The sequence below is a fragment of the Bradyrhizobium sp. C-145 genome (assembly GCF_023375135.1).
In the GTDB taxonomy this organism is placed as follows: Bacteria; Pseudomonadota; Alphaproteobacteria; order Rhizobiales; family Xanthobacteraceae; genus Bradyrhizobium; species Bradyrhizobium zhanjiangense.
This window is the reverse complement of record NZ_CP088150.1, coordinates 9,104,870-9,123,510: the sequence shown is the minus strand read 5'-3', so window position 1 is coordinate 9,123,510 and position 18,641 is coordinate 9,104,870. Positions and strand designations below refer to the sequence as shown.

Below are 18,641 nucleotides of genomic sequence, written 5' to 3'. Positions count from 1 at the left end.
CAGGACGTTGGAGATGCTCTCCGAGATCTCGTTGCCGGTGCCGTCACAGCGGATGGCGAGGTTTTGGGCACGGTCTTTGGTGCGTGTTTCCATGGGACGCACCTGCGGGTGATGCCACCGGGCGACTAGAGCGGAAAACGGCGAAGCGGCGGACGATACGCAAACGAAATGGGGCGGGCAGCAGCATGCCTGGCTTTGCTCCTCCCTGCACCGCAGCAAAATACGACCAAAGGTTGCGCGAATCGGAACTTTGGGTAAAAGTACAAATAATTTTTTGACAAGAGTGCAGGCGTATCTAAAAGGCGGTCGATTGATTCTTAACTTTTCCACGGAAGAGGTGAGGGACATTTGTGAGAAGCGAAGCGTGGCGAGAACGGCGCTTGGATCAAACGGAGCGCTGGAACTTGCTCAGGTGCTGGCTGATATTGACGCGTGCGCCAACTTCTCTGAACTTACTGCAATTCATCCCGCGTCGATCGTCAATCTCAGCACTAACGAGAAGGCCATAGATCTCATCTGCGGTTCTCGGTTGATCATTCGCTCGGGTCATCCGACTTACCCAAATCCGCCGGCCGCAGTCACAGATTGGGATCAAGTGACCAGACTACGAATCGTGTCGATCGAGACAACCAATGGCTGATCTGTCGTTTCAACCGGATTGGTTCTCTAAACCAGGTGACACGCTGCTCACTTTGATGGAGCATCGCGATCTCACTTCAGATGTCCTTGCACAGAAACTTGGTCGGAGCGTCACCATCATCTCGGGGCTTCTCTCCGGAAGCGTAGAGATCGATGGTGAGTTGGCCGACGGTCTGGCTAAGCACGTCGGCGGTACGGCCTCGTTTTGGCTGACGAGGCAGTCAAAATACGCAGGCGCGCTCAATCGCGCCGCGAGTGCCGTTTCGAATGAAGCTGGAGACAAGTGGCTCAAACAGTTCCCCCACAGCGATATCTCAAATTATGGCTGGGTCAGTCCTAAACGGCGTGAAGACCGTCTCAAGACATATCTCGCATATTTTGGCGTCAGCGATCCGCAAGAATGGATTGAAAGATACGCAAATCCGTTGGGCGTCTCTTTTCGAACCTCTCCTTCATTCGCTTCGAAGGCTGGTGCCCTTTCAGCATGGTTGCGGCGCGGCGAGTTGGAAGCCGCTGCTGTTCCTACGTCAAAATGGAATCCTCAGAAGCTTCGGCAACATCTATTGGAAATGCGTGCGCTGACGAGGGCTAATGCGCCAGCTCATTTCCTACCGCGCATTCGGCGGATATGTGCGGACGCAGGTGTAGCTCTTGTTTTTGTGCGTGCTCCTTCTGGATGTCGTGCGAGTGGCGCTACGCGGTTTTTATCGCCCAACAAAGCAATGGTGATTCAGAGCTTCAGGCATCTTTCTGACGATCACTTCTGGTTCACTTTCTTCCATGAGCTCGGGCATCTCTTGCTGCATGGAACGTCCGCCACATTTATCGATGGTGGAATTGAGAACGTCACTAAGCAGGAAAGCGAAGCGAATGAATTCTCCGCTTCTGTTCTGATCCCGCCTGAGCAGAAGGACGAATTGCTCGATCTAAAGCCAAAGACTGAGCAAGTGATCAAGTTTGCTTTTTCGCTTGGCGTTTCTCCAGGCGTCGTGGTTGGGCAATTGCAACACAACCGGATTATCAAGCCAAGCCAGCTAAACTTTCTCAAGCGCCGTTTTACGTGGGATCAAATATCGGCTGCGCTATCTAACCCTTGAAATGCTTAAATGCGGAAGGGCTCTTTTGCCAGTTGCAGATAGAGTCCTCCATGACTTGCATGCCGACTCCAAGTCTCTCATCAAGGCTTTTCAGGATGCAGTCGACATCTGGTGCGGTCCGCTTAGAACTAAGGTCTCCATCGATCAGAAGCCGTCCGCCGCGAAGGGGGCCTGTAGCTCCATCAAGATAGGCGGATCCAGGTGACATTGGGACTAAGTCCAAACGACCAAGCAGCGCCAGGAAGTCAAATCTCGCAAGTCTTCCAAACCGTTCGATCCTGAGTTCGCGATACGCCGCGTCGAAAATAGTGTGTGGATCATTACCGCCCCTTCGTACGAGATCGCGAAACCATTTTTCTGGTGATCGATCGACAGCCCGCACGAAACTTTGAATTACCGCGAGCGTACCTGCTCGAGAGTCAGGCCTTAGGCTTTCGTATTTTCGGTGATTACCGAATGCGCCGCCGATCTTGTCGTGGTTGGCCGTTATCCACTTCCTGAAGTCGTCAGGATTTTCCGATACCTCCTTCCAAGTCCAATTGTGTTGGCCTAGTCCGGAGTAAATATCCTGCATACGCCGCCAGCCGAATCGACCGTGCTTCCCCGTATGGGTAGCTAAAAAGATTAACCAGATGGCTTCATCCGGATTGCCCAACTTTGCATGAAGTAGGGCTGCTCTTTCAGGATCGAATAGGGGGCTGGTTGGATCAGCACGGGCAGCATCAATTGGTCTGCTTTTCAGGATGCGCGTATAGTCCATGCGCCGCAAACTTGCGACCATTTGCATCGCAAGTGTCTTGCGAGCCTCTTTGTCGTTGATTCCGCGAAGGGGGTAGACTTTATCCGAGAACTCCCGAAGTACTCGATCTAGTCGCTTGAGTTCAGATTGCCGAGATGGCCAGAGAACCGACACTTAGCTACTCGCTTGTCCGCCGAACCGATCCTTCATAGGAAGGTTGGTTCGGCTATCAATGTAGTATTTGTAGCAATCAGATGTCATTGCTTGCCGAAGGTCAGCGATAGCAGTTTGGTTGCCCGTTGCTGCGAAGACCTGCAGTAGTCGAATTAGGTCGGACCAGTAAGGGTCTAACCCGAGAGCGCTCGCATCGACCGCTTGGCCTGACCTTATTTCCTCTAGCGCGCTCATTACATGAGCAATCGATGGCCAAGGATCACCATTCGGCATTGAAGGCATTTCGATGCGCGATTGAAAGCCTTCTTCGGTGAGCCGCACTGCATCGTCGCAATTATCGTCATATAGGTGCATGCTTCCCGCGAAGTGTCGGTACGGACCTATGTCGTAGCTCAATGTCCGGGCGAGCATTTCTTGGAGCATTGTGAAGCAGAACACGTCGTGCGGAAGGCCCTTGTACGCGTCGTTGGAGCGCATTGTCGTGATCATCTCCAATTTTCCATCGCGTTGAAGGAACTGAAGAGTTGTAGTGCAGGGGATTTCCGAACGATGTCCGCTCAGATCCTCCGCATTGAAGATTTGAATTAGCGCGCGGCGTGTCGTCGGCCGGTTACTCAGTAATTTTAGAACATTGGCAATCTGGTCTTGCCCTCTTTGCCGGAATAAGCGTGGACCATAGCCGCCATAAACCGTTTTGCCGTCGTCGCTCTCTGTTTTGTAGGCAGGAACGAAAGGAACGATGAAGTCTAGCTGGTTGTCCTTAGAGAGATACCAGAGCAATTCGCCGAGCGCGCTAAACGGCTTGCCGCGTGTTTCAGTGCGGCTCAATCGTGCGCGGGGCTTCATGATCTCGACCGTGACTCCGCGCAGCTCTCTATTGCTCCCCCGTGTTGCGCCATCGACCTTTGGCGCCTTGAGCAGCTGGGGATACAGCTGAAGAAGCGCGTCATCGAGAGTGTCGGCAATGAATTCCATCTCGAAGGGACAAATTTTGAAGCAAATTGAATCTGGAAGGCGCCGGCGACTCAACGATTGGCAACTAAAAGATGCTTAGCGAATTGATGGCACGCAAGTGCACTTTCGTCGGTGGGCTGCATCTCTGCACAAACAAAAACGGCCGGATCTTCCGATCCGGCCGCTACTCAAACTCTACTGGCTAAGCCTACGCCACGCGACGCAACTTAGCCCCCGCCCTAACAGGGAATCTTCTTAGCTCGCCTTCTTGACCGGCGCGGTGTCGCCGACCTTCTTCTGGATGGCGCGCTTCAGCTCGAGGGCGCGCGGCGACAGGAGGTCCGGGTTGGCCTTGAGCAGGAAGGGGTCGAGGCCGCCATTGTGGTCGACGCTCTTGACCGCGGTGGTGGAGACGCGCAGGCGCACGTTGCGGCCCAGGGCTTCCGAGATGAACGTCACGTTGACGAGGTTCGGCAGGAAGCGGCGCTTGGTCTTGATGTTGGAGTGGCTGACCTTGTGGCCGACGAGGGGGCCCTTGGCCGTCAGTTCGCAGCGGCGAGACATGGCAAAAATCCTTATCCTAAACCCCCAACGAGTTGCGGCCGCCATTCTGGGCGCCACGGGGGCGAATTCTCTGTCCTTGCAGGGAGCGGGCGGACGTATAGGGGGGAAGGGGCGGGTAGTCAAGGATTTGGGGTGGGTTTCGTGCCCGCCCCGGCGGTGGTGCGCCCCTCTCCCGCTTGCGGGGAGGGTTGGGGGAGGGGGCTGCCTCCGCGGTGGGGCAAGCGTTTATCACGGGTGGTGCCTCCAAGGAGAGTCCCCAAGAGGAGAGAGCCCTCACCCGCGCGTTGCGCGACCTCTCCCGCAAGCGGGAGAGGTGTCGAAGCCCGCGGCGCCCCGATCACCAAAACGGCAATGATCGGAACGCCTTACCATCACATAAAGGGCGTAATCGCGCCGGAAGAATCCGGTGGAGTTCCGCGTCTGCGCGCCCGGACGCATTGCCTGCCGCCGATTTCGGCTTAAGTAACGCATCGATTGGCGCCCCGATTGGAAAGCTTCGTGCCCACCTCGTCCCCCGTTTCGCCCCGGCGGCGCTCTGCCGGCCAGCTCGCCCTGGCGGCCCTGTGCGGCCTCGCGTTGGCGTGGGCGGCCGAGCCCGTGGCGGCGCAGGGCAAGCTCGAGGCGCAATATGAGGCGACGCTGGCGGGCATTCCCGTCGGCAGGGGCGCCTGGAACATCGACATCCAGGACGACGTGTTCGCGGCCGCGGCCTCCGGCGGCACCACCGGGATCTTGAAGTCGTTCACCGGCGGGTCCGGCACCGGCGCTAGCCAAGGCCGCGTCGTCAATGGCGCGCTGGTTGCGACCGGCTATCAGGCCTCCACCACCACCTCGAAGAAGACCGAAGAGATCCGCATCACCCTCGACAAGGGCAATGTGAAGGAGTTCGCGATCCTGCCGGAGCCGCCGGTCGATCCGGACCGCATCGTCGTCACCGAGGCGCATCGCCGCGGCGTCTGGGACCCCATGACGGCCTCGCTGCTGCGCGTGCCCGGCACCGGCGATCCGGTCTCGCCCGAGGCCTGCCACAACGCCGCGCCCGTGTTCGACGGCCGCATGCGCTACGACCTCAAACTCGATTTCAAGCGCATGGAGAGCGTCAAGGCCGAGAAGGGCTATCGTGGCCCGGTCGTGGTTTGCGCGCTCTATTTCGTGCCTGTGGCGGGCTACATCCCCGACCGCCCCGTGATCAAATACCTCGCCGCCCAGCGCAACATCGAGATCGCGTTCGCGCCGGTTGCGGGCACGCGCATCCTGGTCCCGTTCTGGCTGAAAGTGCCGACGCCGCTGGGACCGGCCATGCTGGAAGCGACCAGCTTCATCACCTCCCCCCAGCCGCCGCGCGTCGCGAAGACGCAGTAGCGCCTTCACCCTCCCCTGGAGGGGGAGGGTCGATAGCGCGAGCGGGGTGGGGTGATCTCTCCACACGAACAGTGCCCGTGGGGAGAGATCACCCCACCCCGTCGCGCATTTCGCTGCGCTCCATGTGCGCCGACCCTCCCCCTCCAGGGGAGGGTAAGAAAGCGTGTAAATTCAATCACATGCTACTGTGCATGGGGTTGTTTTCGCACTTTTTGTTGTGGCAGGCCGGTGGGACGGGAATCCATTTGACTCCCGCCCGATTCTGATTCGACGCCGCGCCATCCCCAATTTTAAGAAACCCGCCGCCGAAACGTCGCTTGTGCGGACGGGCAAAACTCCATCTAGTGCGCAATCAATACGAGTCCCGCGACATGTTGCGTGAACGGAACGGGACTCATCAGGGAGTCAGCGATTCGGCCGCGATTCGTTCTAGAGTCGTTCCGAAGCTTAAGGCCAACGGGAAAAGCGTCGCAAAGTGAGACAGTTGCGCGAGGTTTGGGGAGCTCTCTCTTCTCCCTCTCCCCGTTCTTACGGGGAGAGGGTTGGGGTGAGGGGCTGCATCCGCGAAAGCGGTAACAGTTCGACTCGCGGAGAGCCCCCTCACCCGGCGCTTCGCGCCGACCTCTCCCCGCAAGCGGGGGCGAGGTGACTTTCAAGCGCTTCGCGCTCCCGCCCCAAAACGGCACTGACATTCGCCCAAATCGCCACTACCTAATCCCTGGATATGGCTTTCTCTCCCTCCCCCTTCGCTTCCGAGCGCGCGCCCGGCGCCGGCGTCACTGCGGTGCTCGGTCCGACCAACACCGGCAAGACCCATCTCGCCATCGAGCGGATGCTGGCGCATCCCTCCGGCATGATCGGGCTGCCGCTGCGCCTGTTGGCGCGCGAGGTCTACAACAAGATCGCCGATCGCGCGGGGCCAGAGAGCGTCGCGCTCGTCACCGGCGAGGAGAAGATCAAGCCGAAGAAGCCGCGCTATTGGGTCTCGACCGTCGAGGCGATGCCGCGCGACCTCGACGTCTCGTTCCTCGCCATCGACGAGGTCCAGATCGCCTCGGACCTCGAACGCGGCCACGTCTTCACCGACCGCATCCTCAACCGCCGCGGCCGCGACGAGACGCTGCTGCTCGGCGCCGCGACGATGCGCCCGATCATCGAGCGGCTGTTGCCGGGCGTGTCCATGATCACGCGGCCGCGCCTGTCGAGCCTCGAATTCGCCGGCGACCGCAAGATCACGCGCCAGCCGCGCCGTACCGCCATCGTCGCCTTCTCGGCCGACGAGGTCTACGCCATCGCCGAGCTGATCCGCCGCCAGCATGGCGGCGCCGCCGTGGTGCTGGGCTCGCTGTCGCCGCGCACCCGCAACGCGCAAGTGGCGATGTTCCAGAACGGCGATGTCGACTATCTCGTCGCCACCGACGCAGTCGGCATGGGCCTCAATCTCGACGTCGACCACGTCGCCTTCGCCTCCGACCGCAAGTTCGACGGCTACCAGTTCCGCCGCCTCACCCCGGCCGAGTTCGCGCAGGTCGCCGGCCGCGCGGGCCGCGCCACGCGCAACGGCACCTTCGGCACCACGGGCCGCTGCGCGCCGTTCGAGCCAGAGCTCGTCAACGCGCTGCAGAACCACACCTTCGATGCCGTGAAGATGCTGCAATGGCGCAACTCGAAGCTGGATTTCTCCTCGCTCGGCGCGCTCCAGGTGTCCTTGAACTTACCTCCGGGGCACGAGGCGCTGACGCGCGCGCCTGTTGCCGAGGACATGCGCGTGCTCGACCACGCCGCCCGCGACGGCGAGGTGCGCGATATCGCGCATGGCAAGGACGCCGTGGAACGCCTCTGGGAGGCCTGCCAGGTCCCCGATTACCGAAAGCTGTCGCCCGCCGCCCATGCTGAGCTGGTGACGACGCTCTACGGCTTCCTGATGCAGAAGGGATGCGTCCCCGATGCCTGGTTTGCCGCCCAGGTCGACCAGGCCGACCGCATCGACGGCGACATCGACACGCTGTCGGCCCGGATCGCGCAGATTCGCACCTGGACCTTCGTCGCCAACCGCCCGGACTGGCTGAAAGACCCCGAACGCTGGCAGGGGATCGCGCGGGAGGTCGAAAATAAATTATCGGATGCGCTCCATGAACGCTTGACTGAGCGTTTCGTTGATCGCCGGACCAGTGTATTGATGCGCCGCCTGCGGGAGAACACGAGCTTGAATACTGAAATCGGCAAGACCGGCGAAGTCATCGTCGAAGGCCATGTCATCGGCCGCCTCGACGGCTTCACCTTTGCACCGGACGTGGCGGAAGCCGGCTCGGATGCGAAAGCCTTGCAGGCTGCAGCGCAAGCGGTGCTCGCCGGCGAGATCAACACGCGCGCCGAGAAGCTGGGCAACGCGCCGGACGAGCAGTTCGTGCTGACCTCGGAAGGCATCATCCGCTGGACCGGCGATGCCGTGGCGCGCCTGTCTGCCGCCGACGACGCGCTGCATCCGCGCATTCGCATCATCTCCGACGAGCGCCTGACCGGCGGCCCCCGTGAAAAAGTGCAGGCGCGGCTCGAGCTCTGGCTCAAGACGCATATCGAAAAGCTGCTCGGGCCGATGTTCGAGCTGTCGAAGGCCGAGGATGTCACCGGCATCGCCCGCGGCATCGCTTATCAGCTGGTCGAGGCGCTCGGCGTGCTCGAGCGTCCCAGAATCGCGAACGAGCTGAAGGATCTCGATCAGCCCTCGCGCGCGGTCCTGCGCAAATATGGCGTCCGCTTCGGCGCCTATCACATCTATTTCCCCGGCCTGCTCAAGCCCGCCGCGCGTGCGCTGGCCGCGCTGCTCTGGGCGCTGAAGCAGGACAATGTCGATCTTTCCGCGCTCTCGGGCGCGCAGCATCTGGCATCGTCGGGCCGCACCTCGTTCCCAGTCGACAAGCAGCTGCCGCGCGATGCCTATCGCGTGCTCGGCTACAAGCAGGCCGGCGAGCGCGCCGTGCGCGTCGACATTCTGGAGCGGCTCGCCGATCTGATCCGCCCGGCGCTGGCCTGGCGCGAGAACTCGCCCGGCGAAAAGCCCGCCGGCGCATTCGACGGCCGCAGCTTCGTGGTGACGCAGGCGATGACCTCGCTGACGGGATCGGCCGGCGAGGATTTTGCGTCCGTGCTGCGCGCGCTCGGCTATCGCATGGAGAAGCGTCCGCCGCTGCCGCAAAAGCCTGTGGTGACCGAGACCGTCGCGGCAGAGATGCCGCCCGTCGAGGGCAGCGCGGAGACCTCGACCGAGACCGCGGCGGAAGCCGTGGCGGGCCTGCCCGCGGAGGCATCCACGGATGCCGCCGCTGAACCCGTCACCGTCGAAGACGCGCCCGGCGTGGAACCGCAGGACGAGGCAGTGCCGGCGGAGCCGGCGCTGGAAGTATCGCCCGAGGCTCCCGTCACGCCCGAAGATGCCCCCGGCATCGCGCCGCCGGCGGAAGAGACCGCTGCGCCGGCGGAAGCTGCCGGCCTCGAAGCCGCTGCCGCCGAGACCGCGGCAACGGAAGCTGCCGTATCGCCCGACGCTGCCGCGCCTGAGGCTGCGGCGGAGCCCGAGCTCGTCGAGGTCTGGCGTCCCGGCGGCCGTCACGAGGACCGCAAGCCGCGCCACGAGCGCCATCGCCATCAGCGTCACCATCACCGTCCGCAGGCGGGTGCAGAGGGCGCGACGGCCGCGCCGGGCGAAGCAGCGCAGTCAGCCGACGGCGAGAAACGCGGCGAGCGCCATCGCCATGGTGGTCATCGCCGCGATGGGGCTAAGGATTTTCGCAAGCCGCGTGAAGGTGGCGAGGGCGGTGATCGCCGCGAGGATAGGAATCGCAGCTTCCAGGGCAAGGACCGCGACAACAAGGGCAAGTTCGGCGGCGATCGCGACAAGGGTCGCGAGCATCGTGGCCGCGACCGCGACAAGGGCCGCGACCGCCGCGACCGTGAGTCCGGTCCGTCGCTGCGTCCCTATGCCTCCAGCGCGAATCCGCGCGAACGCGATCGTCCGGTCGATCCGAACTCGCCCTTCGCCAAGCTTGCCGCGCTGAAAGAGCAGCTGTCCGGCCGGAAGGAGTAATCCTACGACCGAGCGGCAGCGCATCGACAAATGGCTGTGGCACGCCCGGGTGGTGAAGGCGCGCACCTCCGCCGCTGAGCTGGTCGTCACCGGCCATGTTCGCGTCAATGGCGCACGCGAGACGTCGCCGGGGCATGCGATCAAGATCGGCGATGTCCTCACCATCGCGCTCGATCGCACCGTGCGCGTCTTGAAGGTCACCGCCTTCAGCGAACGCCGTGGCGATGCAGCCTCGGCCCGCGTGCTCTATGAAGAGCTAGTCGAGCGCAATTAATTGCGCTTTGTATTCATTTCTTGGCCGATCAAACGCACACAAGTGTCATGATCGGCTGTTGCCGACCTTGCAGCGCCGGGCCATCCGCGCTACGCAAGCCGCGACTTTTAAAAGAGCTTTTCGGAGCGTTGGATGACTTACGTCGTCACTGAAAACTGCATCAAGTGCAAGTACACCGACTGCGTCGAGGTCTGCCCGGTCGACTGCTTCTACGAGGGTGACAACATGCTCGTCATCCATCCCGACGAGTGCATCGACTGCGGCGTGTGCGAGCCGGAATGCCCCGCCGACGCCATCAAGCCGGACACGGAACCGGGCCTGGAAAAGTGGCTCCAGGTCAACGCCGACTATGCCAAGAGCTGGCCGAACATCACCCAGAAGAAAGAATCACCCGCCGATGCCAAGGAATTCGACGGCATGGAAGGCAAGTTCGAGAAATATTTTTCTCCGAACCCGGGCTCGGGAGACTAATTAGGGCCCAAACTTAACCCTAATAGCGGCGCCGGCGCCGAAAACCAGCCCTCAAGACCCCTAAATCATTGATTTTTGCGGGAAATGTGCTATATTGGGCGCATTAAGCCGAACCCCGTCAGCCCCGTTGGCCCCTCTGGGTTCCCGTGAAACCAAATGTCGAACAGGGGCGTGGCAGTTTTCCGCGCGCAGGCTGTGTCACAGAAAACGCGTAAAAAGAGTACTTCAGCGAGGGCTTCCCATAAGGAGGCCAAAAAAGTCGCCGCGGCCAGCCGTAGCGCATCCAAGGGTCGGACCGCGACGAAGGCGCCGGCTGCAAAGTCCTCGAAGAACAAAAGAAGCGCAATGCCTAACAAGACTGCCAAACCGGCCGCGAAAGCGACCGTTGCCAAGCCTGCTGCTGCCAAGGCTCATCCTGCGAAGGCTCACGCTGCCAAGCCCGCCGCGCCGAAGGCTCCCGTTGCTGCTGCTCATGCCAAGGCTCCTGCCGCTGCCAAGCCGGCCGCCAAGCCCGCTGCTGCGCCGAAGGTCGAGGAAAAGAAGGTCGTGACCCAGCGTCAGGGCTTCAAGGCCAACGAATTCGTCGTTTATCCCGCTCACGGCGTCGGCCAGATCCTGGCCATCGAGGAGCAGGAGATCGCCGGTGCCAAGCTCGAGCTGTTCGTCATCAATTTCATCAAGGACAAGATGACGCTGCGCGTTCCGACCGCCAAGGTCGCCAATGTCGGCATGCGCAAGCTGTCCGATCCGGCGCTGGTCAAGAAGGCGCTGGAGACGCTCAAGGGCCGCGCCCGCGTCAAGCGCACCATGTGGTCGCGCCGCGCCCAGGAATACGAAGCGAAGATCAATTCGGGCGACATCGTCGCGATCGCGGAAGTCGTGCGCGACCTCTACCGCTCGGAGTCGCAGCCGGAGCAGTCCTACAGCGAACGCCAGCTCTATGAAGCGGCGCTCGATCGTCTCTCCCGCGAGATCGCGGTGGTGCAGCACTCGACCGAGACCGAAGCGGTCAAGGAGATCGAGGCCCAGCTCGCCAAGAGCCCGCGCCGCGCCAACGCCAAGGCGGAAGCCGCCGACGGCGAAGCCGATTCGGATGCCGAGGGCGATACCGACGACACCGATGGCGACGATACCACCGTCGCCGACGAGGCCGCGTAAGCGCCTCGTTGCACGGATCGCAACAGATCGAAAGCCCGGCCATTCGGCCGGGCTTTTCGTTTGGGGCGGAGGCCGTCCTCGTTCGGCGACGTGTCAAATCGGGCAGGTGATCGATTGGGACCGCTCGATCCCGACCAGGATCAAATCCGCGGCGCGTTTCGTGACGAGCCGATCCCGGTCTCGCGGCCTTCGCCGGCCACCGGCGCAACCGTCGACCACCAGTCACCCAATGCATCGATCAACGGCACGAGCGTGTGACCGGCGGAGGTCAGGTCATACTCGACCCGCAGCGGATACCCGTCGAATTCGGTGCGGGTGACGATACCGGCGTCCTCCAGCTTGCGAAGCTCGAGGGTCAGCATTCTGTGCGAGATGGTTGGATTGTCCCGGCGCAAGTCGCTGAAGCGCTTGGTGCCCTGCTTCAAATAGTAGATCAGAAGCGTAGGCCAGCGACCGCTCAGAATCTGCATCACTTCCTCGATGGGGCATCTCGAAACGAGATCTTTCATCGGTCGACTCCAGGTTACAAAAAAGTTCGTAATTTACTTGACGCAGCGAGTGGCTAGGGTCCGGCACCGCTGCGCAGCGTGATCATCAGAAATCACGGAGAATGGATCATGGACCCAATTCTAATCTACGGCTTCCCGATGGGAAGCTCCATGGGACTCGTTGCGGCGCTCGAATGGCTGGGCAAGCCATATCGGCTGTGTCGCGTCGATATGCTGGGCGAGATGCGAAGCCCATCATACGCCCGGATCAATCCGCGACATGAGACGCCCACGTTCATCACGGACGAAGGCGCGGTGCTGACCGAAACAATGGCGATCGCGGCCTGGCTCGAAGCCAGGGACGTCGAACGGCGCATCAGCTTCGATCCGCTGTCGCGGCAAGCCGACCGAATGCATCAGCTCATGGCGTTCGTGAATACGGGCTTTACCGCGGCCTTCGCGCCGCTCTGGGCCGCAATGGAAGGTGAAGCCATGGAGCCCGCAATGAAGTCGGCCCTGCGGGATTTTGGCAGAAGGAAGGTGATCGAGCGCCACGACAAGTTCGAAGAATTGATCGAAGGGACGCGCTTCTTGCTCGGCGACAGGCCGACGCTGGCCGACGCGTTGCTGACAGGCGTGGCGCGCTGGCTCGACTTCCACGCCGTCGCGGAGCGGAGCCGCTGGCCAAAGCTGGCGGCGCTGCGAGAACGCCTCGAAGCTGATCCTGCCGTCGTCTACGCCACCGCCTTGGAGAACGGAGTCTCCGATCCGGGAGCAGGTTTCTGCGCAGGCCATTGCGCGCTAGCCGATATCATTGCGCGGTTCGGCAAATAGACGCTACGAGGGAAGGGAGGAGGGATCTCGATCCCTTCCTCCTACTTCACCGGCCGCTTCTCGAGCTTCCGCGCTAGCGTCCGCCGATGCATCCCCAATCGCCGTGCCGCCTCCGAGATGTTGAAATCCGTCTCGATCAGGGTCTGGTGGATGCGCTCCCATTCCAGCGTCTTGATCGATGTCGGCCGGGTGTCGAGCGCGACCTCGGCGTTGCCCTCGGCCTTGTTGAAGGCGGCCTCGATGTCGTCGGTGTTGGACGGCTTCGCCAGATAGTGGCAGGCCCCCAGCTTGATGGCCTCGACGGCGGTGGAGATGCTGGCGAAGCCGGTCAGCACCACGATCAGCATGTCGGGATCATGCGTGTGCAGAAGCTCGACGCAGGCGAGCCCCGAGGCGCCGCCGAGCTTGAGGTCGACCACGGCATGGCCGAAGGATCGCTCCTCCAGCACTTGGCGCACCTCCTCGATCGAGGCGGCCAGCACGACCTCGTAGCCGCGTCGCTCGAACGAGCGCTTCAGCGTGCGGGCGAAGCCGGCATCGTCCTCGACGACGATGAGCGAGCGGTCAGGCGTCAAAATTCCCTCCGATCGCGAGCGTTGCGAGCGGCAGCGTGAGGCGCACGGTGGCGCCGCGCTTCCTGTGGTTCTCGGCGGTCACGCTGCCCCCTAACTTGCGCACCACGTTCACCACCAGGAACAGGCCGAGCCCGCCGCCGGCACGACCCTTGCTCGACTGATAGGGCTTTCCGAGCTGCGCCAGCATCTCCGGCGCAAAGCCCGGGCCGCGGTCGCTGATCGCCAGCACGAGATTGTCGCCCTCGCGCTCGGCGACGAGCTCGACCCATTCCCGCGAGACCTCGTAGGCATTGTCGAGCACGTTGAAGATCACCTGCTTCAGCGCGACGTCGGAGACGATCGCGACGTCCTCGCCGAACGTATTGACGAAGTAGAGCGTGCGCGCCGAGCGCGCGTCGCGCCATTCCTCCACCAGCGCAGTGACGAAGGCCGTCACCGTCGTCGGCGAGGAGCCTTCGCCGCGCGCTTCGCCCGCCGACACCAGGATGCCCGTGACGATCGATTTGCAGCGTTGCAGCGAGGTTTCCATCTCCGCGAGATCTTCGGCGAGTTCCTGATCGGCGGCGAGATCGGGCATGCGGCGCCAGTCGCTGAGGATCACCGAGAGCGAGGCCAGCGGGGTGCCGAGCTCATGGGCCGCGCCGGAGGCGAGCAGGCCCATGCGCACGATGTGATCCTGCTCGGCCGCGTGCTGGCGCAGCGCCGCCAGATGCGCGTCGCGCTCGCGCAAATTCCTGTTGATGCGGGTGACGAAAACCACCAGCAGCACGGCGTTGAGAACGAAGCCCAGCAGCATGCCGGTTACGGTAAGGCTGTAGGTCTCGCTGATGGGATTTGGCGGCAGGTCGAGCGGCCGGTAAGCGAGCGTCAGCCACACAAAACTCGCGCAAGTCAGTGCCACCAGCGACCAGGTCGAGCGGGCGTCGAGCAGCACCGCGCCCAGCGTCACCTGGAGCAGGAACAGCGAGGTGAAGGGATTGGTGGCGCCGCCGGAGAGGTAGAGCTGCGCGGTCAGCGCGGCGACATCCAGCATCAGCGCGACCAAAAGCTCATTGTTGGTGATCGCCGCGCGATGGCGCACCCAGACCAGGCTGGAGACGTTGAGCAGCACCAGCGCGCCGATCACCGCGCCCATCCGTTCCAATGGCAAGGCAATACCCAGGCCAAAATGCACGACGCCGATGGTCACGATCTGGCCGACCACCGCGGTCCAGCGCAGCTGGATCAGCAGCGCCATGTTCTTGCGGTTGGTCTCGTCGTCGGTGGGAGCAGTGCCGATCAGCTCGCCGCGCGCGTCCGCCTGCGTTTGCAGCGTCACGGCCAGCTCGCCGCCATGGGCAAGCGTCCGGGGACTCGACTTTGCGTCGTCAGGTCGGCTCGACGATCGTTCCAGCATCTGATCCCGTCCTGCGGGCAGCGGCATCGGAGCCGCCGGCCGGTTCGTGGACGAAGCGTTTGCGGCGGAACAGCCCGCCGCCGAATGTGACGAAAAGCCTGCCGACCAGCATGAAAGCCAGGGCAAACCACGTCAGCGCGTAGATCAGGTGGTTATTGGGAAAGTGGATCACGGTCAATCCGCCGATCGGACCGCCGGCAATTTGTGATCCGGCGTCGGCATCCACGAAAAAGGGCGCGACCTCGTGGAGGCCGCGTGCCGCTGCGATCGCGGCGACATCCCGCGAATACCAGCGGTTGTGCTGGGGCACGTTGTTCCGCAGGAATCCGCCCTTCGGCTCCGTCATGCGCAACAGGCCGGTGATCTCGACCTGGCCATCCGGATTACCGTCCCGGCGCGTCGATGCGTCGCGCCGCTCGGACGGCACGAAGCCGCGGTTGATCAGGACCTGCGTGCCGTCGCTGCGCAGAAGCGGCGTCAGCACCCAATAACCGGGGCCTTCTTCCGTGACGGCCTGAACCAGCGTCTCGCGGTCGTGCAGGAAGCGGCCGGTGACGCTCACATGCCTGTATTCGTCGTTCGCGGCGCTGATCGTGGGCCATGAAGCGGCCGAGGGGATCGGCACCGCCTGGGCATGAACGCGCTGCTCAACGCGGTCGATCAGCGCCAGCTTCCAGGCGCGGCGCTCGATCTGCCAGACGCCGAGCGCGATCAGAAGGCCAATCGCCGTCAGCGAGAGGGCCGTGAGCCACAGGGACGGGGATCGCGCAGCCTTGCCGCGCGTCCCGCTTGCCTTGCCCGTCACGGTCCGGGGTTCGCTCACTTCATTCCCGTCATCTGATGGATCGGCATCATGTTGCTGTTGAGGTGGTTCATCACCCACAGCGAACCGGACAGCGCGATCACCACCATGACGATGGTGAAGATCAGCGCCATCATGCTCCAGCCGTTCTCTGACGTCGTGTTCATGTGCAGGAAGTAGATCATATGCACGACGATCTGCACGACCGCGAAAGCCATGATGACGAGCGCGGTGATCTGCTTGCTCGGCAACGCGCCGCTCATCACCAGCCAGAACGGGATCGCGGTGAGCACGACCGAGAGCACGAAGCCGAGCATGTAAGTCGAGAACGTGCCGTGGGCGTGGCTGTCGCCGTGGTGATGGTCGTCGGCGTGGACGGCGTGGGTATCGGTGCTCATCGCAGAACTCCCAGAAGATAGACGAAGGTGAAGACGCCGATCCAGACCACGTCGAGGAAGTGCCAGAACATCGACAGGCACATCAGACGGCGGCGGTTGGCCTCGATCAGGCCGAACTTCCAGACCTGCACCATCAGCGTCACCAGCCAGATCAGGCCGCAAGAGACGTGCAGGCCGTGGGTGCCGACCAAAGTGAAGAAGGCGGACAGGAAGGCGCTGCGCTGCGGCGTTGCGCCTTCATGGATCATGTGGGCGAACTCGGTGAGCTCGATGCCGATGAAGGCGAGGCCGAACAGGCCGGTGATCGCCAGCCACAGCTGAGTCTGGGCGATCTTGTTCTGCTGCATCGTCAGCATGGCAAAACCGTAGGTGATCGACGACAGCAGCAGCATCGAGGTGTTCACCGCGACCAGATCCAGGTCGAACAGATCCTTTGGCGCGGGACCGGCGGCATAGTTGCCGCCGAGCACGCCGAAGGTGGCGAACAGGATCGCGAAGATGAGGCAGTCGCTCATCAGATAGATCCAGAAGCCGAGCGAGGTGCTCCAGCCTTCCGGATGCGGGTGCTCGTCGGCGAGATAGAAGACCGGCTCGCCCGATTGGGTGGGATTGATCGCGACAGTCATTTACTTGGCTCCGGCGAGCAGTTTGGTGCGCGCGTCCTCGGTCCGGATGACGTCTTCAGCCGGAATGTCGAAGTCGCGGTGATAGTTGAAGGTGTGACCGATACCGACGGCGAGCATCGCGATGAAGCTCACCGCGGCCAGCCACCAGATGTACCAGATCAGGCCAAATCCCATCGCGGTGGCAAGGCCGGCGAGGATAATGCCGGTGCCGGTGCTGCTCGGCATGTGGATCGGCCTGAACCCGGTGATCGGACGCTGGTAGCCGCGCTTCTTCATGTCCCACCACGCGTCGTTGTCGTGCACGACGGGCGTGAAGGCGAAGTTGTAGTCCGGCGGGGGCGAGGAGGTCGCCCATTCCAGCGTGCGCGCATCCCAGGGATCGCCGGTGACGTCCTTGAGCTGCTCGCGCTTGAGGAGGCTGACCGCGAACTGCATCAGCATCGAGAGGATACCGATGAAGACGAAGACGGCACCGATCGCTGCGATGATGAACCAGATCTGCAAGGACGGATCATCGAACACGCGCAGGCGGCGGGTCACGCCCATCAGGCCGAGCACGTAGAGCGGCATGAAGGCGAGGTAGAAGCCGGTGACCCAGAACCAGAACGACATCTTGCCCCAGAACGGATCGAGCTTGAAGCCGAACGCCTTCGGGAACCAGTAGTTGATGCCGGCGAACGCGCCGAACACCACGCCGCCGATGATCACGTTGTGGAAGTGCGCGATCAGGAACAGGCTGTTGTGCAGGACGAAGTCGGCCGGCGGCACCGCCAGCAGCACGCCGGTCATGCCGCCGATCACGAAGGTCAGCATGAAGGCGATGGTCCACATCATCGGCAACTCGTAGCGGATGCGACCGCGATACATCGTGAACAGCCAGTTGAACATCTTCGCGCCCGTCGGGATCGAGATGATCATCGTGGTGATGCCGAAGAACGAGTTGACGCTGGCGCCCGAGCCCATCGTGAAGAAGTGGTGCAGCCAGACGAGGTACGACAGGATGGTGATGACGACCGTGGCGTAGACCATCGAGGTGTAGCCGAACAGCCGCTTGCCGGAGAAGGTCGAGGTGACCTCAGAGAAGATGCCGAACGCCGGGAGAACCAGGATGTAGACCTCGGGATGGCCCCAGATCCAGATCAGGTTCACGTACATCATCGGGCTGCCGCCGAAATCGTTCGTGAAGAAGTTGGTGCCGACGTAGCGGTCGAGCGAGAGCAGCGCGAGCACGACGGTCAGAACCGGGAAGGAGGCGACGATCAGGACGTTGGTGCAGAGCGAGGTCCAGGTGAACACCGGCATCTTCATCATGGTCATGCCGGGGCAGCGCAGCTTGACGATGGTGCAGATCAGGTTGATGCCGGATAACGTCGTGCCGACGCCGGCGACCTGCAGCGCCCAGATGTAATAGTCGACGCCGACGTCGGGACTGTAGCCGATGTTCGACAGCGGCGGATAAGCCAGCCAGCCGGTGCGGGCGAATTCACCGATGAACAGCGAGGCCATCACCAGCACCGCGCCGCCGACCGTCATCCAGAAGCTGAAATTGTTCAGGAAGGGAAACGACACGTCGCGCGCGCCGATCTGGAGCGGCACGACGTAGTTCATCAGGCCCGTGACCAACGGCATCGCCACGAAGAAGATCATGATCACGCCGTGGGCGGTGAAGACCTGATCGTAGTGATGGGCGTTGAGATAGCCTTCGGAGCCGCCAAAGGCGAGCATCTGCTGGCCGCGCATCATCAGCGCGTCGGCAAAGCCCCGCAGCAGCATGACGATGCCGAGGATCATGTACATGATGCCGATGCGCTTGTGGTCCACCGTGGTGAACCACTCGCGCCACAGATAGCCCCAGAGGCGGAAATAGGTGAGGCCGCCGAGCAGTGCAGCGCCGCCAAGCGCGACCACCGCGAAGGTGCCGACGACGATCGGCTCGTGCAGCGGCAGCGATTCGAAGCCGAGCCGGCCGAAGATGAGCTTGAGAAGATCAGGAGACATGCGGGATC

At 62.4% G+C, this 18,641-nt stretch carries 18 protein-coding genes; 8 read left to right on the top strand and 10 right to left on the bottom strand.

The genetic code is table 11. From position 1 onward, the window contains the following. Positions 1 to 364: 364 nt before the first annotated feature. The gene (locus LRP30_RS42980; RefSeq protein WP_249758753.1) at positions 365 to 640 is read left to right on the top strand and encodes a hypothetical protein; all 276 of its coding nucleotides are present in this window, start codon (positions 365 to 367) and stop codon (positions 638 to 640) included. Further along, positions 633 to 1,736 (top strand): ImmA/IrrE family metallo-endopeptidase, encoded by a 1,104-nt coding sequence (locus LRP30_RS42975; protein ID WP_249758752.1) that lies wholly within the window; start codon positions 633 to 635, stop codon positions 1,734 to 1,736. The genes LRP30_RS42980 and LRP30_RS42975 overlap by 8 nt, the downstream gene beginning before the upstream one ends. Here the strand turns inward: LRP30_RS42975 and LRP30_RS42970 are convergent. The 3 genes from LRP30_RS42970 to rpmB form a co-directional block, all read right to left on the bottom strand. Next, positions 1,726 to 2,649 carry a hypothetical protein gene (locus tag LRP30_RS42970; RefSeq protein WP_249758751.1) on the bottom strand — a complete coding sequence of 308 codons (924 nt, stop codon included), beginning with the start codon at positions 2,647 to 2,649 and terminating at the stop codon, positions 1,726 to 1,728. The two genes, LRP30_RS42975 and LRP30_RS42970, sit on opposite strands and share 11 nt — an antisense overlap. After that, on the bottom strand, positions 2,650 to 3,624 hold the full coding sequence (locus LRP30_RS42965) for a thymidylate synthase (protein WP_249758750.1): 975 nt from the start codon (positions 3,622 to 3,624) through the stop codon (positions 2,650 to 2,652). A 234-nt stretch (positions 3,625 to 3,858) separates the two neighbouring features. Further along, a complete protein-coding gene (gene rpmB / locus LRP30_RS42960) occupies positions 3,859 to 4,167 on the bottom strand; it encodes a 50S ribosomal protein L28 (protein ID WP_249758749.1) in 309 nt (102 codons plus the stop codon). A gap of 552 nt (positions 4,168 to 4,719) precedes the next feature. Here rpmB and LRP30_RS42955 point away from each other — a divergent pair. The 5 genes from LRP30_RS42955 (at position 4,720) to LRP30_RS42935 (ending at position 11,516) form a co-directional block, all read left to right on the top strand. Next, entirely contained in the window at positions 4,720 to 5,529 is an 810-nt protein-coding gene (locus tag LRP30_RS42955; protein ID WP_164934783.1) for a DUF3108 domain-containing protein, read from the top strand. A gap of 724 nt (positions 5,530 to 6,253) precedes the next feature. Next, a complete protein-coding gene (locus LRP30_RS42950; protein WP_249758748.1) occupies positions 6,254 to 9,613 on the top strand; it encodes a helicase-related protein in 3,360 nt (1,119 codons plus the stop codon). Positions 9,614 to 9,662: 49 nt separating this feature from the next. After that, positions 9,663 to 9,887 carry a S4 domain-containing protein gene (locus tag LRP30_RS42945; protein ID WP_245473591.1) on the top strand — a complete coding sequence of 75 codons (225 nt, stop codon included), beginning with the start codon at positions 9,663 to 9,665 and terminating at the stop codon, positions 9,885 to 9,887. Between the two features lie 132 nt (positions 9,888 to 10,019). Then, on the top strand, positions 10,020 to 10,358 hold the full coding sequence (gene fdxA, locus LRP30_RS42940; protein ID WP_018643465.1) for a ferredoxin FdxA: 339 nt from the start codon (positions 10,020 to 10,022) through the stop codon (positions 10,356 to 10,358). 345 nt (positions 10,359 to 10,703) lie between these two features. Further along, positions 10,704 to 11,516 carry a CarD family transcriptional regulator gene (locus LRP30_RS42935; protein WP_091893477.1) on the top strand — a complete coding sequence of 271 codons (813 nt, stop codon included), beginning with the start codon at positions 10,704 to 10,706 and terminating at the stop codon, positions 11,514 to 11,516. 140 nt (positions 11,517 to 11,656) lie between these two features. On the opposite strand, the gene LRP30_RS42930 is transcribed toward LRP30_RS42935, so the two are convergent. Next, complete coding sequence (locus LRP30_RS42930) at positions 11,657 to 12,025, bottom strand: helix-turn-helix domain-containing protein (protein WP_249758747.1); 369 nt, start codon at positions 12,023 to 12,025, stop codon at positions 11,657 to 11,659. Positions 12,026 to 12,133: 108 nt separating this feature from the next. Between LRP30_RS42930 and LRP30_RS42925 the strand changes: the two genes are divergently transcribed. After that, a complete protein-coding gene (locus LRP30_RS42925; protein WP_249758746.1) occupies positions 12,134 to 12,838 on the top strand; it encodes a glutathione S-transferase family protein in 705 nt (234 codons plus the stop codon). Between the two features lie 41 nt (positions 12,839 to 12,879). Here the strand turns inward: LRP30_RS42925 and LRP30_RS42920 are convergent, their stop codons facing one another. From LRP30_RS42920 to cyoB, 6 genes are read right to left on the bottom strand one after another with little or no spacing between them, the layout of a single operon-like run. Beyond that, on the bottom strand, positions 12,880 to 13,413 hold the full coding sequence (locus LRP30_RS42920) for a response regulator transcription factor (protein WP_091893483.1): 534 nt from the start codon (positions 13,411 to 13,413) through the stop codon (positions 12,880 to 12,882). Then, entirely contained in the window at positions 13,403 to 14,809 is a 1,407-nt protein-coding gene (locus LRP30_RS42915) for an ATP-binding protein (RefSeq protein ID WP_249758745.1), read from the bottom strand. Before LRP30_RS42915 ends, LRP30_RS42920 begins: the two co-directional genes overlap by 11 nt. Then, a complete protein-coding gene (locus LRP30_RS42910; RefSeq protein ID WP_249758744.1) occupies positions 14,781 to 15,632 on the bottom strand; it encodes an SURF1 family protein in 852 nt (283 codons plus the stop codon). The genes LRP30_RS42915 and LRP30_RS42910 overlap by 29 nt, the downstream gene beginning before the upstream one ends. Continuing rightward, entirely contained in the window at positions 15,629 to 16,009 is a 381-nt protein-coding gene (gene cyoD, locus LRP30_RS42905; RefSeq protein ID WP_128937029.1) for a cytochrome o ubiquinol oxidase subunit IV, read from the bottom strand. Before cyoD ends, LRP30_RS42910 begins: the two co-directional genes overlap by 4 nt. After that, entirely contained in the window at positions 16,006 to 16,635 is a 630-nt protein-coding gene (cyoC, locus tag LRP30_RS42900; RefSeq protein ID WP_128937028.1) for a cytochrome o ubiquinol oxidase subunit III, read from the bottom strand. Before cyoC ends, cyoD begins: the two co-directional genes overlap by 4 nt. After that, positions 16,636 to 18,633, bottom strand: coding sequence for a cytochrome o ubiquinol oxidase subunit I (cyoB, locus tag LRP30_RS42895; RefSeq protein ID WP_249758743.1), 1,998 nt, complete (start codon positions 18,631 to 18,633; stop codon positions 16,636 to 16,638). Positions 18,634 to 18,641 lie beyond the last annotated feature (8 nt).